The following is a 22,857-nucleotide window of genomic DNA, read 5'->3' as shown; positions in this document are numbered from 1 at the left end:
GCAAGTGCGGCGCACAAGCATTTTGCGCATAGCGCAAAATCTTGAAATCGGACGGATTCATTCCGGACGATTTGAGTTAGATCATAGGGTTCCCGCAAAAGCGCAGCTTTTGTGGGAGGGCTGCGATATTGATAAGCCCCGGAATTTGGCCAAAAGCGTGACGGTGGAATGATTCGTGCTTTGCAATTTTTCGCCTTTTGAGCAGCAGTGTTCCAAACGGAAATTGTTAGAGAATGCAAAAAACAGCGGGGACCATTTTAAATGGTCTCCGCCGTTTTTTTGAATCCTTTATTGTATCTCGAACCGGAACTGTTACGGCCTTGGCTCATCCTCATAGTAGAATGGCAGCCCGCAGGCGTAGCAGCTGTTCCGATTTCCCTGTTGCCGCTTCCCGCAGCCGGGACAAATGACCGTGTCCGATGTTCGGGTGGGGAACCGAACCGGCTTGCTGATCTCAGTGATCGGCTCGCCCTTTGCTTGCTCCGTATGGACCGCCGCATTCGGCTGATCTGCCGGCGCCGCGCTGTGCTCCAATTCAGTGATCCTCTTTTGCAGATCCTTTACCTGTTGTCTCAGTTCAGATACTTCCCGGTTATAGGCGGTGCTGTTAAATGTGTCACTGGCTTTATCGGGCATCAGAAGCAGGATCAGACACGCAAGAAAACTGCCAAATAACCCGGCAAAAGCACAAAGCGGCCCGTTGTATCCCTTTTGCGTGCCGACGAAATAGCAAAAATAGCAGCACATAACGTTCAAAATGGCGAATACAAGCAATGCCATAGCGCTTCCCTCCTGATTCGGTTCCTACCGCAGCGAAAGCCGCAAAGCGGTTTGATCGACAATTTGGGTCTCTGTGCCGGTTTTCGGGATCAACTCCATGCTACCATGCCTGTTTGCGCATTGCAAGAGGAAAAGAGCGCATAGGTGAAGCCGGGTGCTTTTTCCGGGGAGAGGGGGGAACACTTTCTAAAACTTTACATAATTTTCCGGGAGAAATTTCCGACAGAATATTGACCCATGTCTCCGGTTTCGCTATAATGTGCCCGTAGGGCGACATAATACCACGGCCCATAAGGGCCGTGGCGTTTTTTCGGCATAGATTCGACTGGCTTTGACAGAAAGGAGCAGCTATGAAGCGGCATTTTGGAAAGTGGCTGACAGCGGCGGCTCTGGCGGTGGGCTGCACCGTCATGACGGCCAACGCATTTGCGGATACGGACGGACACTGGGCGGAGTCCGCCATCAATAAGTGGTCCGGGGAGTATGGGATCATTCAGGGATATGACGACGGTACGTTCCGTCCGGATAAATCCATCACACGCGGCGCTTTTGCGGGAATTCTGGACCGTTTTCTCCATTTTCAGAACGCCTCTCCCGCGGACACCTTCTCGGATACCGCCGGGACCTATTGGGAGGATGCCATCCTGAAGCTCCATGCCTCCGGCATCTATCTGGGCAATCAGGGCGCGGCGCTGCCCTCCAGCACCATCACCCGGCAGCAGGCGGTGGCCATGATCGGCCGCGCCTTCCGGATCGCGCCAGAGACCGCCGCACCGGATTATACGGATACGGACCAGATCGCGGAGTACGCGATGGCCTATGTGGGAGAGTTTGAGGTTCGCGGGTATCTGACGGATTCCGCCGCCGGTACCTTCCGGCCCACGGACCCCATCACCCGGGCGGAACTGATCAATATCCTCAGCAACATGGTGGATACGCTGGTGAAGGAGACCACCACTGTGACGGAGGATGTTTCCGGCAGCCTGCTCATCAGCGCGGCGGACGGCGCAACGCTGAAGGGCATCCAGATCGGCGGCGATCTGATCTTAGCTCCCGGCGTTACGAAGGACGTGACCCTGGTGGACTGCGTGATCCAGGGCAATATCCGCAATTACGGCACCGGCGAGGTGCGCTTTGAAGCGCCGCAGATCACGCCGGAGAGCACGGCTACCAAGCCCTCCGAGGTCTACAAGCCCGGTGCCACGTTGGACCGCACCCTTGAATACGGCGGCAAGACCGTGCCCATTTACCGGGACCGTCCGCTGAACGTGTTCTCTGACGTGGATTTCATCTGGACGGATGAGGAAAATGAGAACCGCCGCCGGCTGGAATATCTAGGCGGCGAGTTCCGCACCCGGTACGGCATCGATGTTTCCTCCTTCCAGGGAGAGATCGACTGGAACGCCGTGGCGGATGACAACATTGACTTCGCCATGGTCCGGGTGGGCTTCCGGGGCACCGGCACCGGCAGCCTGAACACCGACAAATACTACGAGCAGAACATCCGGGGCGCTATGCGGGCGGGGCTGGAGACCGGCGTGTACTTCTTCGCCCAGGCTGTCACCGTGGAGGAGGCCATCGAGGAGGCGGATTACGTCATCAGCCTGCTGGATGGGCTGGACATCAACGGCCCCGTGGCTTATGACTGGGAGATGCACGACTCCACCTACCGGGTCTACGGCACTTCTCCGGAAATGGCCACCGCCTGTGCCGTGGCCTTCTGCCAGCGGATCAAGGACGCGGGGTATACCCCCATGGTCTACGGCGGTACGTATGTGACCTACATGAAGTACGATCAGGGCGCTCTGGCGGACTATCTGAGCTGGTATCCTGAGTACAAGAGCGAAAAGTCCGAGAAGCTGTGCCCCACGCTGGTGTATCACATGGACTACTGGCAGTTCTCCAGCAGCCGCGCCGTGGCCGGGATCAACGGCCGGGTGGACATGAATATCCAGTTTATCCGCCGATAAAAAAGCCTGACTGAACAATAACCCCGCCGGGAGAATTTCTCCCGGCGGGGTTTTGTATCTGCTTTCGATGACTCAGAAGGTCAGCCGCATCTGATACCACACCGCGCCGCCGTGGGTGGAGCCGGACACGCCCTCGCTGACAAAGCCGAACTTGGCGTAGTAGTGCACCAGCTTGTCCTTACAGGTCAGCACCAGACCCTTCCGGCCCTGGGCCTTTGCATCGGAGATGGCGCGTTCCAGCAAAGCGGCCGCCACGCCCTGACACCGGTATTCCGGCAATGTGTTGACGCCGAAGATCATCTGCCAGCCGCCCTGTTCATTGTGAGCGTGGGCCTGCTCATAGAGATCATCGGTCAGGTCGGTCTGGTCCGTCACCATGCCGTCCACAAAGCCGATGAGCTTTTCGCCGTCCAGCATGAGCCAGAAGTGACTGCCGTAATACCGCAGCCGCTCTGCAAATTCCTCTTCTGAGGCGGCCTCCGCCGCCGGGAAGCAGGCAGCCTCCACGGCAGTTACCGCGTCCAGATCGTTCAATGTCGCTGTTCTGATGTTCATGGCGTTCTCCTCTTTTGTTCCGAAAACTTTATATATCAAAGGTCAGCTGCTCTCCGGCGGCTCTGCCGGGCTCCAGCCCGAATTCGCTGGGCAGGAACCGGGGACACACGTTTTCCGACGTGCAGATCACCGACGCAGACAGCCGGGTGCCGATCTCGCAGGCTTCGTCCATGGTTTTTCCATAGGTCAGGCCCATGGTGACCCCGGCGAAGAAGGCATCCCCTGCACCGGTGGTGTCCTTCACGTCCACCTTCATAGCGGGGCAGATGCCGCAGGCACCGTCCTGTGCGGCATAGACCGCCCCCTGAGCCCCCATGGTCACCACCATCCGGGGGATCTCCGCCGCCTGTACGTGGTGGGCCAGAATGTCCCGCAGCTCCTCCGGGGTCTTGCTGTCATAGTCCTCTGAGAACAGAATTCCCGCCTCCTGCTGGTTGCACACGAAGCAGGAGCAGAAGCGCAGAAAGTCCCGCCGCTCCACGGCGATACTCATATTGGACACGGCGGCAAACACCGGCTTGCGGTATTTTTCTGCGTAGTAAAAGACCGCCTTTACGATCTCCTTGTCACAGTCGATCTCCAAGGCGATGCTGTCGGCATTGCGGAAGATCTCGTCTCCGTGATCGTCCAAAATGTCCACGATGGGCCGCAGGTCCGGCCGCTTGGAAATGGAGGCCACCACGTCGCCGCCGTTGTTGAAAACGGCCAGCCAGGTACCCATACCGTCAGGCACGGCCCGGATGTAATCCGTGTTGACCTTGTGGTCCTGCAGCTTGCGGATCACGTCCGCTCCGGTGCCGGTGGTGTCCACCAGACTGACGAAGGTGGGCCGCAGCTCCACGTTGGCAATGTCCTCCACCAGATTCCGGCTGACGCCGCCGTGGACGATCTCCACCCGTCCGGCGTTCCGCCCACCGGGAATATATACATCGGCGGGATACCCCTTAATATCCACGAAAACGGCGCCCAACACCACAATACCCATAGCTGCTCCCATCCTTCGCGGCTGCCCGCGAACCTCATCTGTTTTTGTTGAAGTATGTTACCATAGGATCGCAAAAAAGTCCAGCACGGGCGAATTGCCAAACGGCGGGAACTGTGCTATACTTTTCCTGACCGTGAAGCCCACGGCCAGATATCGGGAAGGGAGGGAGCATCATGGATCAGGAGCCTCGTCTGACGCAGCTGACCCCATCAGCGGGTTGAGCGGCAAAATTAGGGCCGGGTGTCCTATCGAACATTCTGAAAGACCTTCCCAACCGGGTTGACCCCAACCTGTTAGTGGGCTTTGACACCAGCGACGACGCCTGTGTTTACCGCATTACCGACGAGATCGCCGCCATTCATACCGTGGATTTCTTCACCCCCATTGTGGACGACCCCTTCTGGTTTGGGCAGATCGCCGCGGCCAACGCCCTCAGCGACGTGTATGCCATGGGGGGACGGCCTGCCGTGGCGATGAACCTGCTGTGCGTCCCCGGCTGTCTCTCTCAGGAGACCATCCGGAAAATTTTAGAGGGCGGCCACCAGAAGGCTGTGGAGGCGGGCTGCGTCATCGCCGGGGGCCACACCATTCAGGACGATGAGCCGAAATACGGCCTGTGCGTCACCGGCTATGTCCACCCGGACAAGGCCCTGCGGAACGTGGGCGCCAGACCGGGAGACGCGCTGGTTTTGACCAAGCCCCTCGGAACCGGCGTCCTGACCACCGCCGCCAAGGCGGACCTGCTGGAGCCGGAGCAGTATGACCGTCTGGTTCGCTCCATGGCCCGGCTGAACGCCCACGCAGCGGAGGCCGTGTCCCAATGCCCGGAGATCCACGCCTGTACGGACGTCACCGGCTTCGGACTTCTGGGCCACGCCGATGAAATGGCCCGAGGCAGCGGCGTGACCATCCGCCTTTACAGCCGGCGGCTCCCCTTATTGCCGGGGGCGCTGGAATTTGCGGAAATGGGGATCATCCCCGCCGGGGCTTACCGGAATCTGGACTATGTGAAGCCCCGCCTGACCGTGGCGGAGAGCGTCCAGCAGGCCCGCGTGGACCTGATCTCCGATCCCCAGACCTCCGGCGGATTGCTGGTGGCCCTCCCTATGGAGGACGCCGGGGCCTTGCTCGCGGCTCTGCGGGAGCGAGACCCGGACAGCGCCATCATAGGTGCGGTGGTCGCCCAAACGGAGCATACCCTTGAGATCGTCTGACAGAATTCGCCCCCGCCGAGGTTTCGGCGGGGGTTTTGCCGTATCTCGTTGTTTTTTCTTGCGAATCACGATGTATCGTGCTACACTGAACTTGAAAATCTGAATTAAAGGAGTTGTGTTCCATGTCTGTTGTTGTAGACGCGCTGGGCAAGCAGTGCCCCATTCCCGTTGTGATGGCGAAGAAGGCTCTGGCAGAGCTGCAAACCCCTGATACACTGGAAATTCTGGTGGACAATGAGGCGGCGGTCCAGAACCTCAGCAAGCTGGCCGCCAGCTGCCAGCTGCCCGTCCGGGCGGAAAAGACCGGGGAGAAGCGGTTCTCCGTCACCATGGAGGTGTCCGCCCCGGTGCGACCCGCAGAGGAGACCGTCTGCGCCCCGGATGCCCGTGGGGATCTGGTGGTGGCCGTTGGTTCCAACTGCATGGGCAATGGGGAGGAGACGTTGGGCAAGGCGCTGATGAAGGGCTTTTTGTACGCCGTCAGCCAGCTGCCCGCGCTGCCTAAGACCATCCTGTTCTACAATTCCGGCGCATACCTTACCTGCGCGGGGTCCGATTCCTTGGAGGATCTGAAGTTCATGGAGGCGCAGGGCGTGGAGATCCGCACCTGCGGCACCTGTCTGGACTTCTACAAGCTGAAGGAGACTCTGGCCGTAGGCAGCATCACTAATATGTACGCCATCGCGGAGACGCTGGCCGCCGCCGGGAAAGTCATCAAGCCATGATCTATCTGGACAACGCCGCTACCACCCGCCAGAAGCCCCAGCCGGTGATCGACGCGGTGGTGTCGGCTATGACCACTTTGGGCAACAGCGCCCGCGGCACCCACGAGGGGAGTCTGTCCGCTTCCCGGATGATCTACGGCACCCGGGAAAAGCTGGCGACATTCTTCAACTGTCCCCGGCCTGACCATGTGGTGTTCACCGCCAACTCCACGGAGGCTCTGAACATGGCCATCTGCGGCCTGCTGGACCCCGGCGACCATGTGATCTCCACGGATCTGGAGCACAATTCCGTGCTGCGACCCCTGTACCGGCTGGAGGCGGAGCGGAGCGTGTCTCTCAGTTTCGTCCCGGCTGACCGGCAGGGGCGGATCGACTACGGCGAGTTCGGGCGGCTGATCCGCCCGGAGACGCGGGCCATCATCTGCACCCATGCCTCCAACCTCACCGGAAACGCCGTGGATATTGGCCGGGTGGGAGCCATCGCCCATGACCACGGCCTGATCTTCCTTGTGGACGCCTCCCAGACGGCGGGAGTCCTGCCTATCGACATGGAGGCCCAGCAGATCGACCTGCTTTGTTTCACCGGGCACAAGTCCCTGATGGGGCCGCAGGGAACCGGCGGGCTGTGTCTGGGAGAGAACGTTGCCCTCCGCCCATGGAAGGTGGGGGGGACCGGCGTCCAGACCTACAACCCCGCCCAGCCGGAGCAGCTGCCTACACGGTTGGAGGCGGGGACCCTCAACGGCCACGGCATCGCCGGGCTGTCCGCCGCGCTGGACTATATCCGGGCGGTGGGCATGGAGACCATCCGGGAGAAGGAGGAAACCCTCATGCGCCGGTTTTATGAGGGGGTTTCCGCCATTCCCGGCGTAACGGTCTACGGCGATTTTACCGCTCCCCGGACGGCGGTGGTGGCGCTGAATATCCGGGACTACGATTCCGGCGAGGTGTCAGACGCGCTGGCGCAGGACTACGGCATTGCCACCCGCCCCGGTGCCCACTGCGCCCCCCGGATGCACCGGGCCTTGGGTACGGAGCGTCAGGGAGCCGTGCGGTTCAGCTTTGGCTGGTTCAACACGGAGGCCGAGATCGATGTGGCGATCCGGGCGGTAAAGGAGCTGGCGGAATGAGACCCAAAACCCTGAAACTGGTGGTGACGTTCCACACCACGGCAGCAGCCATGGCCATGGAAGCATTCTGCAAGGCGCAAAATCTCCCTGGCCGCTTGATCCCCACTCCCCGGGAGCTGACGGCGGACTGCGGTATGGCGTGGTGCGCCCCCGTAGACGCCGGAGAAACGCTGCGGGCCTTGGCGGACGCCCATCATCTGGAATACGCGCTCTGGCAGGAGCTGCTGGTCTGAACAAAACCGTACCTGATGCAAGTCAGGTACGGTGTTTTACGTTTATAAAATCAACAGCAGGCCCAGAGCCACCAGCAGCTCCTCGTCCGCCTTTTCCCGAAACAGAAAGTACAGCAGACCCAACAGCAGCAGATCTCCGGCGTCCACCCGGTCCAGATGCAGATGGTCCAGTATCTGCCGCAGGTACCCGGCAAGGCCCTCCGCGCCGCCGAAGGACGGCGGCGGACCGCCGGACCGGGGGCCGGATTCATTGGAATCGTCTGGCGGCGGGGGAGGGGGCTTCGATCCGGGGCCAGTTGGTTCCTGCCGGGGCGGATCCGGTTCCGCCACCTTGGTATAGGTGCCGTCATCCCGGCGGATATAGCGGTTATACATGGCCATCCCCCCTCAGTAGGAACTTTTTCCCCACCCGGAACAGCCGGGCCAGCTGCAATGCCCGTTCCACTTTATCCTGGCGCTCCGGTTTCAGATAGGGCCGCAGGGCGAACAAAAGCTGGCGGGCGTTGCTGTTCTGGGCCTCTCCCAGCTCCCGGAGGACCGGCAGGAGGGAGGCGATGGCCTTGGAATCCAGATCACCCAGTCCGGAGAGAAAACCCGGGCCAGACCCCGGCTGACCGCTCACCACCGGCCCGCTGGGAGATGGGATTCGGCTTTCCGGGGTGGGCTGGCCCCAACTCTGTGCCGCCTCTCTGCTGGCGGGACCGCTCTGCTGAAACGGAAGGCCGCCGTTCTGCGCTGCGTTTCCTGTTTCGCCGGAGGGCGGCGCGGCGGGGGGAGGCTGCTCCGTCCCACCGCTGTTTCCCATAAGGGATTGGGCCATTTTCATGATCTGGTCCATGGCCTCCGGGTTGGAGAGGAGACTATTCAGCTTGTCGTCAAACTCCGCCATGAGGCCGGACCTCCCTCCTTACTTCTGGAGCCGCTGGCTGACGCGCTCCATCAAAGCCGCACCTTCCGGGCTTTGTGCTACCCGGCCCACCAGCTCCGCCATGACATTCATATCTCCGTGCATGGCGGATTGCATGGCTCGCTGAAGCCCCGCACCGTTGTCCGGCCGGGTCAGCGCCTGCATGAGCGCCTGCCCATCGCGGGACTGCATAAGCTGTCGAAGGGCGGCGGGATCGGCCTTCAGCTGCTCCATCATCCGCTTGGTGTTTTCATCCATGGCTGTGTCCTCCCATGCTCTCAGTCTCAGACCAGTATATGAACGGCGCGAAAAAAATGTGCCTGCGAAAATCGCAGACACATTTTTACATCATTTCAGCTTTTTCCCCTGAGCGCAGTCCGCTTTTAAGGGGCAATCCTCGCATTTAGGGGAGCGGGCGGTGCACACATCCCGGCCGAAAAGCACCATCCGGTGACAGAAAGGCCCGGATTCCGCCGGGGGGATGGCCTTGCGAAGCTGCTGCTCCACCTTTACCGGGTCCTTGGACCCGTCGGTGATGCCCAGCCGCCCGGTGATGCGGATGCAGTGGGTGTCGCACACATAGGAGGGCTGACCGTACACGTCCCCCAGGATCAGATTGGCGGTTTTCCGTCCCACGCCGGGGAGGGAGGTGAGGTCCTCCATGTTGCCGGGAACCTTTCCGCCGAACCGCTCCAGAAGCTGCTGGGCGCAGGCCACCAGATCCTTGGATTTTCCATTGTAGAACCCACAGGAGTGGATGTATTCGCCCACCTCCCTGGGGTCCGCCTCCGCGAAGGCCTCCAGCGTAGGGAACCGGGCGAAGAGCGCCGGGGTCACCAGATTCACCCGGGCGTCGGTGCACTGGGCGGACAGCCGCACAGCGAAAAGCAGCTCGTAGTCCTTCTCGTATTGCAGAGAACACAGCCCCTCCGGGTACAGCTCCTTCAATTTTTCGATGATCCGCAGGGTGGACGCCTTATACCGCATGGCGCACCTCCTATGTACAAGAATGGTGTTATTTTATCACGGATTCTGTGGAAATGAAAGAGAAAAAATCATAGCATTTTCCGGGCAGTTATGCTATAATACAATTTCAGCATTTGACAGAAGGGAGGGACGCCATGCACCGGCCCTTAGCGGACGAGATCCGTCCGAAAACTCTGGATGAAGTCGTGGGTCAGCGGCACCTGCTGGCGCCCGGCGGTGTTCTGCGCCGCCTGATCGATGCCGGGACTGACGCCAACATGGTGTTCTACGGCCCCTCCGGCACCGGCAAGACCACCGTGGCCAACATCATCGCGGAAAAGACCCACAAGACGTTGTACCGCCTGAACGCCACCACGGCGTCCTTGCAGGACGTGAAGGACATCATCGCGGATGTGGGGACGCTGCTGGCCCCCGGCGGCATCCTGCTGTATCTGGATGAGATCCAGTATTTCAACAAAAAGCAGCAGCAAAGCCTGCTGGAATTTATGGAGAACGGATCCCTGACCCTCATCGCTTCCACCACGGAAAATCCTTTTTTCTATGTGTACAACGCGCTGCTTTCCCGCAGCAGTGTGTTTGAGTTCAAATCCGTCCCGGCGGAGGAGATCCGCCCGGCAGTGCTTCGGGCCTTGGAGGTCATGAAGACCCGGACGCCCCTGCCCCTGACGTGGGAGCCGGAGGTCCCGGCGCTGGTGGCTCAGGGCTGCGGCGGCGATGTGCGGAAGTCCATCAACGCCGTGGAGCTGCTCTGCGAGGCGGCGGTCCCCAAAGACGGAACGCTGCTGCTGACGGAGGCGGATGCCAAGGCGCTGTCCCAGCGCAGCGCCATGCGGTATGACCGGGGCGGCGATGCCATGTATGATGCCGCCTCCGCTCTCCACAAGTCCATCAGGGGCAGCGACCCGGACGCGGCGCTGCACTATCTGGCCCGCTTTCTGGAGGCCGGGGATCTCATCACCCCCTGCCGCCGGTTGCTGTGCGCCGCCAGTGAGGATGTGGGCCTCGCCTATCCCCAGGCCATCACCATTGTAAAGTCCTGCGTGGATACCGCCATGCAGCTTGGCCTGCCGGAGGCACAGCTCCCCTTGGCACAGGCCGCCATCCTGCTTGCCACGGCCCCCAAGTCCAACAGCGTCTGCACCGGTATCATGTCCGCGTGGGCGGATGTGAAGGCGGGCCGGGGGGGCGACGTGCCCCGGGAGCTGCAGAATGTTCACGCCGATTCCGCCGGATTGGAGCGGGAACAGGGCTACAAGTACCCCCATAACTACGGCCACCACTGGGTTCGCCAGCAGTATTTGCCGGACGCCATCAAAAACGCCCGCTATTATCACTACGGCGACAACAAGACCGAACAGGCCGCGAAAAGCTACTGGGAGAAGATCAAGGGACCTCAGTGAATTCCGTGACCACCGGAGGCCGCTCACAGTTGGCGGGGGAGTAAACCCAGCGATCCAGTACCCCGTCGGTGATCCAGTAGGGCAGCGTTTCCGGCGGCTCCGCAGGCGGCAGCACTTCAATGACCTGTAATTTGATCTTCATGCGCTCCGGGCGGATGGAGCGGATGGTGACGGATACCCCGTCCCCCTCCCGCAGATCCTCCCGCTGGTCGGTGAGGCCGGAGAGGTTGGGGGCCAGTTCCACAAAGCAGCCATAGTCCATAACACCCCGGACAGTGCCCCGCACCGTGTCCCCCTCGGAAAAGCGGCTGGCGTTTTCCAGCCAGGTGCCTAACAGCTCCTTGTGGGTCAGGGTGATCCGCCGGTTTTCCCGGTCAAAGACCTTGACCGCTGCCAGAATTTTCTGCCCCACCCGGAACCGCTCGTTGGGATGGCGGATGCGGGCGGCGGAGATGTATTCCGTGGGCAGCAGAGCCACGATGCCCCGGCCAATGTCCACGAAGGCCCCGAAGGGCTCCGTGCGTACCACCCTTCCCATCACCACGGCCCCCGGCGTCAGGCCCCGGCACATTTCCTCCATAGCCTGTTCCTGGACCTTCCGGCGGGAGAGCAGGGCCGTCGGCGCGCCTTTCGCGTCGGCGGAGAGGGATTCCACCGTAAAACAGACCTGCTTTCCGACCCTTGATAAAACGGCGATCTCCCGGTCTGCACCGCTGATCCACGGAGCGGTGACTTCCTCTCTGGGAATTTTCGCGAAAGTGCTCCCAAGCTGTAAGTACAGGTTCAGGTCCCCATCGCACCGCTGGACGGTCCCCTCCAGTACGGTGCCGTCGCTCACGGCGCGGCGCAGCATTTCCAGCGTGTATAGCGGCGGGGCGGACAGCCCTTCCGGTAAGTAACCTCTGTTTTCCGGCATACGGATCACATCCTTTTCTTTGATATTCCACCTTATGCGGCTTCGCCGCGGCGGTGACAGGAGGCCCTTTTATGGATCTGCATATAAAAGACGTTGTAGAATTGAAAAAGACCCACCCCTGCGGCTCCAAGCAATGGGAGATCACCCGGGTGGGCATGGACATCAAGCTGAAGTGCCTTGGCTGCGGTCATGAGCTGATGCTGCCCCGGTCCAAGGTAGAAAAGAGCATCAAAAAAATTCTCCCCGCCAGCGGGGAAGTTAAAGGAGGAACCCCGAAATGACTCCGAAGCGGACCCGTATCATTGCCCTGATTCTGGTGGGCGTATTGGTCTTTGGTTTGGCGGCTACCGGTATCAGCGCGCTGCTGATGGTATAAAGCGCCTCATTTGCCCGGCGGACGGCTTTCTTGTCCGCCGGGCTTTCTTTCGACCTTTTTTCGGAACGGCCCGGCTTATAATCTTCTTGTGAAAGGGGGGAGGCTGCATGACGGTGGTGTATCTGGACAGCGTGTTTCTGTTCAACGCCCTGCTGGACTACCTGCTGTTTCTCTCTACGGCACGGCTGGCGGGCATCCCTCTGCGCCGTCGGCGCTACCTCCTCTGCGGAGTGCTGGGCGGGCTGTATGCCGCAGCGGTGTTCCTTCCCGGCGGGGGCTTTCTCACGGAAACGCTGGTAAAGGCAGGCGTGGGGCTGCTGCTGGCGCTCATCGCCTTTGGCCGGGAGACCCATTTTCTCCGGCTGACGCTGCTGACCGTCGCCATCGCCTGCGCCTTGGCGGGGACGGTTCTGGCCCTCGGACTGTTGGCGGGGCAGCACATTCCCAACGCCCGGGGAATTTTCTATACGAATGTCAACGGGAAAACCCTGCTGCTTTCTGCGTCAGGGGTCTACCTGCTGCTGACGGTGATCTTTCGGGCGGCGGCCGCCCACGGTATCCGGGGGGAGTGTCTGCCGGTGACAGTGTGCCTACTGGGGCAAACGGTGGCCCTCACCGCATTGCTGGACACGGGCAACAGCCTGCGGGACACCGCCGGGGAACCGGTGCTGACGGCGGAGCTGTCCCGGTTTCCGCAGCTTGCGGCGGCCATTCAGCACCGTCCGCCGTCAGAGGCATTGCCTTTGCTGCGCCAGCGCTTTCCAAAGCTGCGTCCCCAGTTTTTGCCGATGCGGACGGCGGCGGGAGGCGGGCTGCTGGTCAGCGTGAGCAGCGATTGGACGGAGATCGGCGGCGTTTGTTATCCAAATTTGCGGATCGCCCTGACGGATACAGAGTTGGGGGGCGGATATACCGCTTTATGGGGCGGGGAAGGGAGAAGGAATCATGAGAGAATGGCTGCGGCGGCTGCTGTGCCGTCTGGGATTGTGCCGGGAGCCGGAGCTGCATTATATCGGCGGCAGCGATACGCTTCCACCGCCGCTGAGCCGGGAGCGAGAGACGGAGCTGCTGAACCGATTGGGAGAGGAGGCAGCCCGACAGGAGCTGATCGAGCATAACCTGCGTTTGGTGGTGTACATCGCCCGCCGGTTCGAGAATACGGGCATCAACATCGAGGATCTCATTTCCATCGGCACGATCGGTCTCATCAAGGCCGTGGGCACTTACCGGACGGACAAGAACATCAAGCTGGCAACCTACGCCTCCCGGTGCATCGAAAACGAAATATTGATGTTTCTGCGGAAAAACGCGGGACGGCGGGTGGAGGTCTCCTTCGACGAGCCGCTGAACACGGACTATGACGGCAACGAACTGCTGCTCTCCGACGTGCTGGGTACCGAGGCGGATGTGGTCATGCGGCCGCTGGAGGACGATGTGGACCTGTGCCTGCTGGCGTCGGCGCTGGATACCCTTTCACCACGGGAGCGGGAGATCATCACTCTGCGGTTCGGCTTGGGCGGAGGAAAGGAGCAGACCCAGAAGGAGGTGGCCGACCGGCTGGGGATTTCTCAAAGCTACATTTCCCGGCTGGAAAAGCGCATCATCCAACGGCTGAAAAAGGAAATTCTGCGGCTTTCTTAGGTTGACAAAGCACAAAAGCTATCGTATAATGAATTCCGTTCAAACGCTGAGAAGCGGAGTAGTAGCTGATTTTAACGGTCAAGAGAGAGGGCGGACGGTGCAAGCCCTACCGGACGGTCAGTGAAGTCACCGCGGAGCGGTCGTGCTGAAATCCAGTAAGCCGGACGGGTGTCCCGTTACAGACGGTAAGTGTCACGCGCTTTGCGTGGAATCCAGGTGGTACCACGGACTCTTGTTCGCCCTGAGCCTTTGCGGCTCGGGGCGTTTTGTTTTCAAAATCTGGTAAGACCGTGAAATAAAGGAGAGTTTCAATGAACAAAGAACTGCCAAAGGTGTATGAGCCCCAGCAGGTGGAGTCCCGCATCTATCAGATGTGGGAGGATCATGACTGCTTCAAGGGCGTGGAGGACTCCAAGAAGAAGCCCTTCTCCATCGTCATGCCGCCCCCCAACGTCACCGGCCAGCTCCACATGGGTCACGCGCTGGACTGCACCCTGCAGGACATCCTGACCCGCTTCAAGCGGATGCAGGGCTACGCCGCCCTCTGGGTCCCCGGCACCGACCACGCCGGCATCGCCACCCAGATCAAGGTGGAGGAAGAGCTGCGGGTCAAGGAGGGCAAGACCCGCTATGACCTGGGCCGGGAAAAGTTCCTGGAGCGGGTCTGGAAGTGGAAAGAGGAGTACGGCAACCGCATCGTCCAGCAGCAGAAGAAGATGGGCGTTTCCTGCGACTGGAGCCGCGCCCGCTTCACCATGGACGAGGGCTGCTCCAAGGCCGTCCGGGAGACCTTCTGCGAGCTGTACGACAAGGGCCTCATCTACAAGGGCAGCCGCATCATCAACTGGTGCCCCCACTGCGTTACCGCCCTGTCTGACGCCGAGGTGGAGTATGTGGACAAGCCCGGCCATCTGTGGTATATCCGCTATCCTCTGGCGGACGGCTCCGGCGATATCGTAGTCGCTACCACCCGTCCCGAGACCATGATGGGCGATACCGGCGTGGCCGTGAACCCAGAGGACGAGAACTTCAAGCACCTGATTGGCAAGAAGTGCATCCTGCCCATCATGAATCGTGAGATCCCCATCGTAGGCGACGAATACTGCGAGATCGGCTTCGGCACCGGCGCGGTAAAGATGACCCCCGCCCATGACCCCAACGACTTTGAGGTGGGCCTGCGGCATAATCTGGAGGTCATCCGGGTCATTGCCGATGACGGTCACATCAACGAAAACGGCGGCCCCTACAACGGTATGGACCGCTACGAGTGCCGCAAGGCCATCGTGAAGGATCTGGAGGAGCAGGGCTATCTGGTGAAGGTGGAGCCTTACAACCACAATGTCGGCACCTGCTACCGCTGCCACAACGATGTGGAGCCCCTGATCTCCGCCCAGTGGTTCGTGAAGATGGAGCCTCTGGCCAAGGAGGCCCTGCGGGTGGTGAACGAGGGCGAAGTGAAGTTCGTCCCCGAGCGCTTCTCCAAGACCTATACCAACTGGATGGAAAACTGCCATGACTGGTGCATTTCCCGTCAGCTCTGGTGGGGTCATCAGATCCCTGCGTGGACCTGCGATGACTGCGGCCACATCAACGTGAAGCGGGAGGATCCCACCGTCTGCGAAAAGTGCGGCAGCACCCACCTGACCCGGGAGGAGGATGTGCTGGACACCTGGTTCTCCTCCGCCCTGTGGCCCTTCTCCACGTTGGGCTGGCCGGAGCAGACCGCCGACCTGAACTACTGGTATCCCACCAGCGTCATGGTCACCGGCTATGACATCATTTTCTTCTGGGTGGCCCGAATGATCTTCTCCGGCTGCGAGCAGATGAAGAAGATCCCCTTCCACACCGTTTTGATCCATGGCCTGGTGCGGGATGATAAGGGCCGCAAGATGTCCAAGTCTCTGGGCAATGGCATCGACCCCCTGGAAATGGCGGAAAAGTACGGCGCGGACGCGCTGCGCTTCAATCTCATCACCGGCAACTCCCCCGGCAACGATACCCGGTTCTACACCGAAAAGTGCGAGGCCATGCGGAATTTCGCCAATAAGATCTGGAACGCCAGCCGCTTCGTGATGATGAACCTCACCATCGACCGTTATGAGCTGCCCGCTGCCGACAAGCTGGAGCGGGAGGACAAGTGGGTCCTCAGCAAGCTGAACCGGCTGGTGAAGGAAGTCACCGAGAATCTGGACAGCTTCGAGATCGGTGTGGCCTCCGCCAAGGTCTATGACTTCATCTGGGACACCTACTGCGACTGGTATATCGAACTGACCAAGACCCGGCTGAACGGCACGGACGAGGACGCCAAGCTGACCGCACAGAACGTGCTCTGCTACGTTCTGGTGACGCTGCTGAAGCTGCTGCATCCCTTCATGCCCTTCATCACCGAGGAAATCTATCAGGCCCTGCCCAAGTGCGGCGGCGCTGAGGACATTCTGATGACCGCCCAGTGGCCGGAGTACACCGAGGCGCTGAACTTCCCGGCGGAGGAGAGCGCTATGGAGGCCGTTATGGACCTGATCCGGGCCATCCGCGCCCGTCGGGCCGAGATGAACGTGCCCCCCTCCAAGAAGGCGGAGCTGATGATCGTCACCGATCAGGCGGAGCCGTATCAGCAGGGGCTGCACTTCATCCAGCGTCTGGCCTACGCCAGCAACGTCACCTTCCCGGAGACCGCTCCGGCGGATGTGACCGGCCTTGTCAGCGTGGTGACCCATGACGCCACCGCCTACCTGCCCCTCAGCGAGCTGGTGGATCTGGCGGCAGAGCGGGAGCGCATTGCCAAGGAGCTGGAAAAGGCGAAGAACGGTCTGCGGATCACCGAAGGCAAGCTGGCCAATGAGAAATTCGTGGCCCACGCTCCCGAAAATGTGGTGAACGCCGAGCGGGAGAAGGTTGCCAAATATCAGGAGCTCATCGCCAAGCTGGAAGAATCCGCCAAGGCCATGGCCTGAGCCTAAATACCGAACCGACCAAAAGCATCCACCCGCCCGGCGGGTGGATGTGAGACTGTCGATAAAGTAGTAAATTCTCCGCAACGGTAAGGAAGGGTGTGCGCGGGAAACCCAAGAGGGGTGTCCCGCGCCATTAAAATCCTAAGTTTTCAGAACTTTTATGAAGTTCTGAAAACTTGCTCAGCGGGAAGAAAAGACTTTTTCGACACGCTGGCATCCACCCGCCCGGCGGGTGGATGTTTTTTTCTGCGTGCCCGCCTAAAGACAGAGGGAAAAATTGATAATTTCCGTCAGTTTGCCGGGGCGCAGAAATGCGTTGGAGCAATGGGCGGGCCTCTTGTGAAAATAGACCCTTGACAGGTGGAGAAACCCGTGATATCATATCGAAAGTTTAGAGATTTTTAGAAAAGGAGCGATGAACGTGACGTTGGTACTGAACAATGCGAAGGTATTCCGCAGCGGCGTTTTCTCCCGGAGCAGTGTTTCCATTTCTTTGGGCAATGGTGTTTCCCGAGGCGGTACTATTTCCACTATGGATGCTTCTTCTTTCGTGATTTTACCCGGTTTCGTTGATGTGCATGTGCATCTTCGGGAGCCGGGTTTTTCTTATAAGGAGACCATCCGTACCGGCTCTTTAGCGGCGGCCCACGGCGGCTATACCACCGTATGCGCCATGCCGAACCTGAATCCGGTGCCGGACAGCATGGAGACCTTGCAGCCGGAGCTGGACGCCATTCAAAAAGACGCCGTGATCCGGGTCCTGCCCTACGGGGCGATTACGAAAGGCGAGCAGGGCGGGGAACTGGCGGACTTGGACGCCATGGCCCCCTATGTGGTGGCCTTCTCCGATGACGGAAAAGGCGTTCAGGACCGCGACATGATGCGCCGCGCCATGATGGAGGCCAAGCGCCTGGGCAAGCTGATCGTGGCCCACTGCGAGGACAATTCCCTCCTGCGGGGCGGCTATATCCATGACGGTGCCTATGCCAAGGCCCATGGCCACCGGGGCATCTGCTCCGAGAGCGAGTGGCGGCCCATTCAGCGGGATCTGGAGCTGGTGCGGGAGACGGGCTGTGGCTATCATGTCTGCCACATCTCCACCAAGGAGAGCGTGGACCTGATCCGCAAGGCCAAAGCCGAGGGCCTGGACGTCACCTGCGAGACCGGCCCCCACTACCTGCTGCTGGACGATTCCTGCTTGCAGGAGGATGGCTGTTTCAAAATGAATCCGCCCCTCCGGGACAAGGCCGACCGGGAGGCTCTGTTGGAAGGCCTGGCGGACGGCACCATCGACATGATCGCCACGGACCATGCCCCTCACAGTGCCGAGGAAAAAGGCCGCGGACTGGAAAAAAGCGCAATGGGCATTGTAGGACTGGAAACGGCGTTCCCGTTGTTGTATACTGAACTTGTGAAGCCCGGCGTCATCTCTATAGAACGGCTGATGGAACTGCTCCACGATGCTCCCTGCCGCCGCTTCAACATCCCGACAGACACCGGTTTTACTGTGTTCGACCTGAATGACACCTATCGGATCGACCCGGCAGACTTTCTCTCCATGGGCAAGGCAACACCCTTTACAGGATGGGAGGTCCAAGGCCGCTGCCTGCTGACAGCAGCAGGCGAAACGGCTGTCTGGTATGATGCAGACCGTCTGCTGAAAGGAGAATGATCGTGAAGCAAACAACCTTGACAGTGACTGAAAACACAGGACTGGCCGATGGAATTTACCGTCTGCGGCTGGTGGGGGACACCTCTGCCATCACCGCCCCCGGCCAGTTCGTGAACCTGAAACTCTCCGGCTTTTTCCTCCGCCGTCCCATCTCCGTGTGCGACTGGTCCGATGGAGAATTGACGCTTATTTATAAAGTCTTGGGCCACGGCACCGAGGCCATGACGGGCATGGCTCCCGGCACGGAGCTGGATGTGCTGACGGGTCTTGGCAACGGCTATGATGTGTCCCGCAGTGGGGAACACCCCCTGCTGGTGGGCGGCGGCGTGGGCATCCCGCCGCTGTACGGCCTTGCCAAGCGGCTGGTCGCTCAGGGTAAGCGCGTCACCGCGGTGCTGGGTTTCAACCGGGCATCTGAGATCTTTCTGGCAGATGAGTTCCGGGCGCTGGGGGCGGAGGTCATCATCGCCACCGCCGACGGCAGCGCCGGCCTCAAGGGCCTTGTGACCGATGGCATGGCCGCCGTGTCCGACTACACCTATCTCTATACCTGCGGCCCGGAGCCGATGCTGAAGGCGGTATACAGCGCCTGCAAGACCTCCGGCCAGTTCAGCTTTGAGGAGCGGATGGGCTGCGGCTTCGGCGCCTGCATGGGCTGCTCCTGCAAAACGAAATACGGCAATAAGCGGATCTGCAAGGACGGCCCCGTGCTGGAAAAGGAGGAGATCGTATGGTGAATACAAAAGTGACCCTCTGCGGTATTGAGATGGACAACCCCATTATCCCCGCCAGCGGCACCTTCGGCTTTGGCTATGAGTTTGCGGAGCTGTACGACATCAATATGCTGGGCACCTTTTCCTTCAAGGGCACGACCCGGGAGCCCCGCTTCGGGAATCCCACGCCCCGCATCGCGGAGTACGCCGGCGGTCTGCTGAACGCTGTGGGTTTGCAAAATCCCGGCGTGGACGCGGTGATCGAAACGGAACTGCCGAAGCTCAAGCAGGTATTTCACAAGCCGGTGATGGCCAATATCAGCGGCTTTTCTGTGGCGGAATACGCCGAGGTCTGCGAGAAGCTGGACGCCCAGGAGCAGGTGGGCTGGCTGGAGGTCAATATCTCCTGCCCCAACGTCCACGGCGGCGGCGCGGCCTTCGGCGCGGATCCCAAGTCCGCAGCCGAGGTGACGAAGGCCGTCCGGGCGGTGACGAAAAAGCCCATCATTTTGAAGCTGTCCCCCACGGCGGCCAACATCGCCGCCGTTGCCAAGGCCTGCGAGGATGAGGGCGCCGACGGCGTGAGCCTCATCAACACCATGCCGGGTATGCGGATCGATCTGAAGCGCCGCCGTCCGCTGCTGGCCAACACCACCGGCGGTATGTCCGGCCCGGGGATGTTCCCGCTGGCAGTGCGGATGGTGTATCAGGTCTACGAGGCAGTGTCCATCCCCATCGTGGGCATGGGCGGCGTCACCACGGCGGAGGACGTCATCGAGCTGATGCTGGCGGGCGCCACCGCCATCGGCGTGGGCGCGGCGAACCTTGTGGAGCCGTATGCCTGCAAGACCATTATCGAAAATCTGCCTGCCGTGATGGAACGGTACGGCATAGAAAATCTGACAGAGATCATAGGAGGAGCACATCATGGGTAAAGACGTTATCGTTGCGCTGGACTTTGACAGCAAGGAAAAGACACTGGCATTTCTGGACCGCTTCACAGAGGAAAAGCCCTTTGTGAAGATCGGCATGGAGCTGTTCTACGCCGAAGGCCCCTCCATCGTCCGGGAGATCCGGGCACGGGGCCACAAGATCTTCCTGGATCTGAAGCTGCATGATATCCCCAACACCGTGAAAAAGGCTATGGCCGCTCTGTCCGCGCTGGATGTGGACCTGGTGAACGTCCATGCCGCCGGTACCGGCGCCATGATGTCCGCTGCTCTGGCGGGCCTGACCCGTCCGGATGGTACCCGCCCGCTGCTGATTGCTGTGACCCAGCTGACCTCCACGGATCAGGACATGCTGGAAAAAGAGCTGTGGATCGAAAAGCCCATTGCCGAAGTGGTGATGCACTATGCGGAGATCGCCTCCATCGTGGGACTGGACGGCGTGGTGTGCTCTCCCCTGGAGGCAGGCGCGGTCCACGAGCGCTGCGGCAAGAACTTCCTCACCGTGACCCCCGGCGTCCGCTTTGCTGACGGAGATGTGGGCGACCAGAAGCGGGTCACCACGCCGGCCAAGGCCAAGGAGCTTGGCTCCGACTACATCGTGGTGGGCCGTCCCATCACCCAGGCGGAGGACCCCGTGGCTGCCTACCGCCGCTGCGTGGCGGAGTTCGTGGGCTGAGCCGCGAAACGGAAACGATTGGATCAACAAAAAAATTGACATAAAGGAGAACAAACTATGGACAGCATCAATGTGCGCGTTGCCAAGCGTCTGCTGGAGATCAAGGCGGTCTTTCTCCGCCCTCAGGAGCCCTTTACCTGGGCCAGCGGCATCAAGAGTCCCATCTACTGCGATAACCGACTGATCCTCACCGCTCCGGAAGCCCGGAACGAGGTGGAGCAGGCCATTGCCGATACCGTGAAGCGGGAGTACCCGGAGGCGGAGGTCCTGATGGGTACCGCCACCGCCGGCATCGCCCACGCTGCCATTGCCGCCCACCTGCTGGGCCTGCCTATGGGCTATGTCCGTTCCGGCAATAAGGACCACGGCCGTCAGAACCGCATCGAAGGCCGTCTGGACAAGGGCGAGAAGGTCGTGGTCGTGGAGGATCTGATCTCCACCGGCGGCAGCGTGCTGGAGACCGTGGAGGCCCTGCGGGAAGCGGGCGCTGAGGTGCTGGGCGTGGTGAGCATCTTCACCTACGGCATGAAGAAGGGTATCGAGCGGATGGCCGCCGCCGGTGTGAAGAATGTGAGCCTCAGCAACCTGGACACCATCGCCCAGGTGGGCGCGGAGGAAGGTTATATCGCGCCGGAGGATGTGTCCCGTCTGCTGAAATTCCGGGACAATCCGTCTGACGAAAGCTGGATCAATGGAGGGAAAAACTGATATGGAAAATTTGATCGACATTATGCAGCTCTCCACCGAGGAGATCGACGAGCTGGTAAAAACGGGCTGCGATATTATGGAGCATCCCGCCGAATATGCCCATAAGTGCGACGGCAAGATCCTGGCAACGCTGTTCTTTGAGCCTTCCACCCGTACCCGCCTGAGCTTTGAGAGCGCCATGCTGTCCCTTGGCGGACAGGTGCTGGGCTTTTCCTCCGCCGCCAGCTCCTCCGCCTCCAAGGGCGAGAGCGTGGCGGACACCATCCGGGTGGTCAGCGCCTACTGCGACATCATCGCCATGCGCCACCCCAAGGAGGGCGCGCCTCTGGTGGCAACGCAGCACTCCTTGGTGCCGGTGATCAATGCCGGTGACGGCGGCCATAACCACCCCACCCAGACCCTGACGGACCTCATCACCATCCACAAGGAAAAGGGCCATTTCGACAACCTGACCATCGGCTTCTGCGGCGACCTGAAGTTTGGCCGGACGGTCCATTCTCTGGTGGCTGCCATGAGCCGCTACACCGGCGTCCGGTTCGTGTTTGTCTCCCCGGAGGAGCTGAAGCTGCCCCGCTACGTCAAGGAGCAGTACGTCAAGTCCAAGAACATTCCCTATACCCAGTCCACCTGTCTGGAGGAGGTCATGCCGGAGCTGGATATCCTGTACATGACCCGCGTCCAGAAGGAACGCTTCTTCAATGAGGAGGATTACCTCCGCTTGAAGGACAGCTACATCCTCACCCCGGAGAAGCTGGAAAACGCCAAGGAGGATCTGCGAATTCTGCATCCGCTGCCCCGCGTCAATGAGATCTCTGTGGCGGTGGACGAGGACCCCCGTGCCTGCTACTTCAAGCAGGCCCAGAACGGCCGCTACATCCGCATGGCGCTGATCATGAAGCTGCTGGGTATTCAGTGAGAGGAGAGAACGGACATGATTATTGATTCTATTCAGAACGGCATCGTGATCGACCACATCACCGCCGGTAAGGCCATGGAGCTGTACAACATCCTGGGCCTGGACAAGCTGGATTGCACCGTCGCTATTTTGAAGAACGTCACCAGCGGCAAACTGGGACGGAAGGACATCATCAAGATCGACCGGGAGATGGAGCTTGACTGGGACCTCATCGGCTATGTGGACCCCACCATCACCGTCAACATCATCCATGACGGCAAGCTGGTGGAAAAGCGGGGCTTGAAGCTGCCGGAGCGGATCCGGGGCGTGCTGAAGTGCAAGAACCCCCGCTGCATCACCTCTGTGGAGCAGGAGCTGCCTCAGGAATTCCTACTGACCGATCCGGCCAAGCGTGTTTACCGCTGCATCTACTGCGAGACTGAGGCCGGCAAATAAGACGGCCTGAGGAG

The 22,857-nt window shown here is 60.5% G+C and carries 25 protein-coding genes and 1 other annotated feature; of the genes, 17 read left to right on the top strand and 8 right to left on the bottom strand.

Annotated elements, in window-relative coordinates; all coding sequences use genetic code 11:
• Nucleotides 1-312 precede the first annotated feature (312 nt).
• Nucleotides 313-780: a hypothetical protein gene (locus tag H8Z83_RS05550; protein WP_187014130.1), complete on the bottom strand. Its 468-nt coding sequence runs from the start codon at nt 778-780 to the stop codon at nt 313-315.
• A gap of 350 nt (nt 781-1,130) precedes the next feature.
• Between H8Z83_RS05550 and H8Z83_RS05545 the strand changes: the two genes are divergently transcribed.
• Nucleotides 1,131-2,750, top strand: a complete 1,620-nt coding sequence (locus H8Z83_RS05545) for a GH25 family lysozyme (RefSeq protein ID WP_187014129.1) — start codon at nt 1,131-1,133, stop codon at nt 2,748-2,750.
• A gap of 72 nt (nt 2,751-2,822) precedes the next feature.
• On the opposite strand, the gene H8Z83_RS05540 is transcribed toward H8Z83_RS05545, so the two are convergent.
• A complete protein-coding gene (locus H8Z83_RS05540) occupies nt 2,823-3,305 on the bottom strand; it encodes a GNAT family N-acetyltransferase (RefSeq protein WP_187014128.1) in 483 nt (160 codons plus the stop codon).
• Between the two features lie 28 nt (nt 3,306-3,333).
• Nucleotides 3,334-4,290, bottom strand: coding sequence for a carbohydrate kinase family protein (locus tag H8Z83_RS05535; RefSeq protein ID WP_187014127.1), 957 nt, complete (start codon nt 4,288-4,290; stop codon nt 3,334-3,336).
• A 173-nt stretch (nt 4,291-4,463) separates the two neighbouring features.
• Between H8Z83_RS05535 and selD the strand changes: the two genes are divergently transcribed.
• The 4 genes from selD to H8Z83_RS05515 all read left to right on the top strand — a co-directional run bounded on the left by selD (nt 4,464) and on the right by H8Z83_RS05515 (nt 7,592).
• Complete coding sequence (selD, locus tag H8Z83_RS05530; protein WP_187014126.1) at nt 4,464-5,504, top strand: selenide, water dikinase SelD; 1,041 nt, start codon at nt 4,464-4,466, stop codon at nt 5,502-5,504.
• Between the two features lie 122 nt (nt 5,505-5,626).
• Nucleotides 5,627-6,229 (top strand): sulfurtransferase-like selenium metabolism protein YedF, encoded by a 603-nt coding sequence (yedF, locus tag H8Z83_RS05525; protein ID WP_187014125.1) that lies wholly within the window; start codon nt 5,627-5,629, stop codon nt 6,227-6,229.
• Nucleotides 6,226-7,359: an aminotransferase class V-fold PLP-dependent enzyme gene (locus H8Z83_RS05520; protein WP_187014124.1), complete on the top strand. Its 1,134-nt coding sequence runs from the start codon at nt 6,226-6,228 to the stop codon at nt 7,357-7,359. Before yedF ends, H8Z83_RS05520 begins: the two co-directional genes overlap by 4 nt.
• Nucleotides 7,356-7,592, top strand: a complete 237-nt coding sequence (locus H8Z83_RS05515) for a putative Se/S carrier protein (RefSeq protein WP_187014123.1) — start codon at nt 7,356-7,358, stop codon at nt 7,590-7,592. The genes H8Z83_RS05520 and H8Z83_RS05515 overlap by 4 nt, the downstream gene beginning before the upstream one ends.
• Nucleotides 7,593-7,634: 42 nt before the next feature.
• Here H8Z83_RS05515 and H8Z83_RS05510 read toward each other — a convergent pair whose 3' ends face one another.
• From H8Z83_RS05510 to nth, 4 genes are all read right to left on the bottom strand, one after another.
• Nucleotides 7,635-7,967 carry a hypothetical protein gene (locus tag H8Z83_RS05510; RefSeq protein ID WP_187014122.1) on the bottom strand — a complete coding sequence of 111 codons (333 nt, stop codon included), beginning with the start codon at nt 7,965-7,967 and terminating at the stop codon, nt 7,635-7,637.
• Nucleotides 7,960-8,481 carry a hypothetical protein gene (locus H8Z83_RS05505; RefSeq protein WP_187014121.1) on the bottom strand — a complete coding sequence of 174 codons (522 nt, stop codon included), beginning with the start codon at nt 8,479-8,481 and terminating at the stop codon, nt 7,960-7,962. Before H8Z83_RS05505 ends, H8Z83_RS05510 begins: the two co-directional genes overlap by 8 nt.
• 18 nt (nt 8,482-8,499) lie before the next feature.
• On the bottom strand, nt 8,500-8,757 hold the full coding sequence (locus tag H8Z83_RS05500) for a hypothetical protein (protein WP_187014120.1): 258 nt from the start codon (nt 8,755-8,757) through the stop codon (nt 8,500-8,502).
• A gap of 90 nt (nt 8,758-8,847) precedes the next feature.
• On the bottom strand, nt 8,848-9,486 hold the full coding sequence (gene nth / locus H8Z83_RS05495; protein ID WP_187014119.1) for an endonuclease III: 639 nt from the start codon (nt 9,484-9,486) through the stop codon (nt 8,848-8,850).
• 134 nt (nt 9,487-9,620) lie between these two features.
• Here nth and H8Z83_RS05490 point away from each other — a divergent pair, with 134 nt between their 5' ends.
• Nucleotides 9,621-10,886: a replication-associated recombination protein A gene (locus H8Z83_RS05490; RefSeq protein WP_187014118.1), complete on the top strand. Its 1,266-nt coding sequence runs from the start codon at nt 9,621-9,623 to the stop codon at nt 10,884-10,886.
• On the opposite strand, the gene H8Z83_RS05485 is transcribed toward H8Z83_RS05490, so the two are convergent.
• Nucleotides 10,870-11,802: a S1 RNA-binding domain-containing protein gene (locus H8Z83_RS05485; RefSeq protein WP_187014117.1), complete on the bottom strand. Its 933-nt coding sequence runs from the start codon at nt 11,800-11,802 to the stop codon at nt 10,870-10,872. The genes H8Z83_RS05490 and H8Z83_RS05485 overlap by 17 nt on opposite strands.
• Before the next feature lie 71 nt (nt 11,803-11,873).
• Here H8Z83_RS05485 and H8Z83_RS05480 point away from each other — a divergent pair, with 71 nt between their 5' ends.
• The 11 genes from H8Z83_RS05480 (at nt 11,874) to H8Z83_RS05435 (ending at nt 22,843) form a co-directional block, all read left to right on the top strand.
• Nucleotides 11,874-12,083, top strand: coding sequence for a DUF951 domain-containing protein (locus H8Z83_RS05480; RefSeq protein WP_187014116.1), 210 nt, complete (start codon nt 11,874-11,876; stop codon nt 12,081-12,083).
• Between the two features lie 202 nt (nt 12,084-12,285).
• On the top strand, nt 12,286-13,296 hold the full coding sequence (locus H8Z83_RS19510) for a sigma-E processing peptidase SpoIIGA (RefSeq protein ID WP_243184744.1): 1,011 nt from the start codon (nt 12,286-12,288) through the stop codon (nt 13,294-13,296).
• Nucleotides 13,181-13,819, top strand: a complete 639-nt coding sequence (gene sigE / locus H8Z83_RS05475) for an RNA polymerase sporulation sigma factor SigE (RefSeq protein WP_243184770.1) — start codon at nt 13,181-13,183, stop codon at nt 13,817-13,819. Before H8Z83_RS19510 ends, sigE begins: the two co-directional genes overlap by 116 nt.
• 39 nt (nt 13,820-13,858) lie before the next feature.
• Nucleotides 13,859-14,066: a binding site (T-box leader), on the top strand.
• A 64-nt stretch (nt 14,067-14,130) separates the two neighbouring features.
• The gene (locus H8Z83_RS05470; RefSeq protein ID WP_187014114.1) at nt 14,131-16,773 is read left to right on the top strand and encodes a valine--tRNA ligase; all 2,643 of its coding nucleotides are present in this window, start codon (nt 14,131-14,133) and stop codon (nt 16,771-16,773) included.
• A gap of 415 nt (nt 16,774-17,188) precedes the next feature.
• Nucleotides 17,189-18,445 carry a dihydroorotase gene (locus H8Z83_RS05465; RefSeq protein WP_187014113.1) on the top strand — a complete coding sequence of 419 codons (1,257 nt, stop codon included), beginning with the start codon at nt 17,189-17,191 and terminating at the stop codon, nt 18,443-18,445.
• A 2-nt stretch (nt 18,446-18,447) separates the two neighbouring features.
• Nucleotides 18,448-19,182 (top strand): dihydroorotate dehydrogenase electron transfer subunit, encoded by a 735-nt coding sequence (locus H8Z83_RS05460; protein ID WP_366463821.1) that lies wholly within the window; start codon nt 18,448-18,450, stop codon nt 19,180-19,182.
• Nucleotides 19,176-20,093: a dihydroorotate dehydrogenase gene (locus H8Z83_RS05455; protein WP_187014111.1), complete on the top strand. Its 918-nt coding sequence runs from the start codon at nt 19,176-19,178 to the stop codon at nt 20,091-20,093. Before H8Z83_RS05460 ends, H8Z83_RS05455 begins: the two co-directional genes overlap by 7 nt.
• Nucleotides 20,086-20,784, top strand: coding sequence for an orotidine-5'-phosphate decarboxylase (gene pyrF / locus H8Z83_RS05450; RefSeq protein WP_187014110.1), 699 nt, complete (start codon nt 20,086-20,088; stop codon nt 20,782-20,784). Before H8Z83_RS05455 ends, pyrF begins: the two co-directional genes overlap by 8 nt.
• A gap of 57 nt (nt 20,785-20,841) precedes the next feature.
• On the top strand, nt 20,842-21,492 hold the full coding sequence (gene pyrE / locus H8Z83_RS05445) for an orotate phosphoribosyltransferase (RefSeq protein ID WP_207731996.1): 651 nt from the start codon (nt 20,842-20,844) through the stop codon (nt 21,490-21,492).
• A gap of 1 nt (nt 21,493) precedes the next feature.
• Nucleotides 21,494-22,408 carry an aspartate carbamoyltransferase gene (gene pyrB / locus H8Z83_RS05440; protein ID WP_187014109.1) on the top strand — a complete coding sequence of 305 codons (915 nt, stop codon included), beginning with the start codon at nt 21,494-21,496 and terminating at the stop codon, nt 22,406-22,408.
• Between the two features lie 15 nt (nt 22,409-22,423).
• On the top strand, nt 22,424-22,843 hold the full coding sequence (locus H8Z83_RS05435; protein WP_187014108.1) for an aspartate carbamoyltransferase regulatory subunit: 420 nt from the start codon (nt 22,424-22,426) through the stop codon (nt 22,841-22,843).
• Nucleotides 22,844-22,857 lie beyond the last annotated feature (14 nt).

The organism is Dysosmobacter segnis, from assembly GCF_014297285.1.
Taxonomy (GTDB): Bacteria; Bacillota; Clostridia; order Oscillospirales; family Oscillospiraceae; genus Oscillibacter; species Oscillibacter segnis.
The sequence above is the reverse complement of the archived record's forward strand: the minus strand, read 5'-3'. Positions and strand labels throughout refer to the sequence as shown.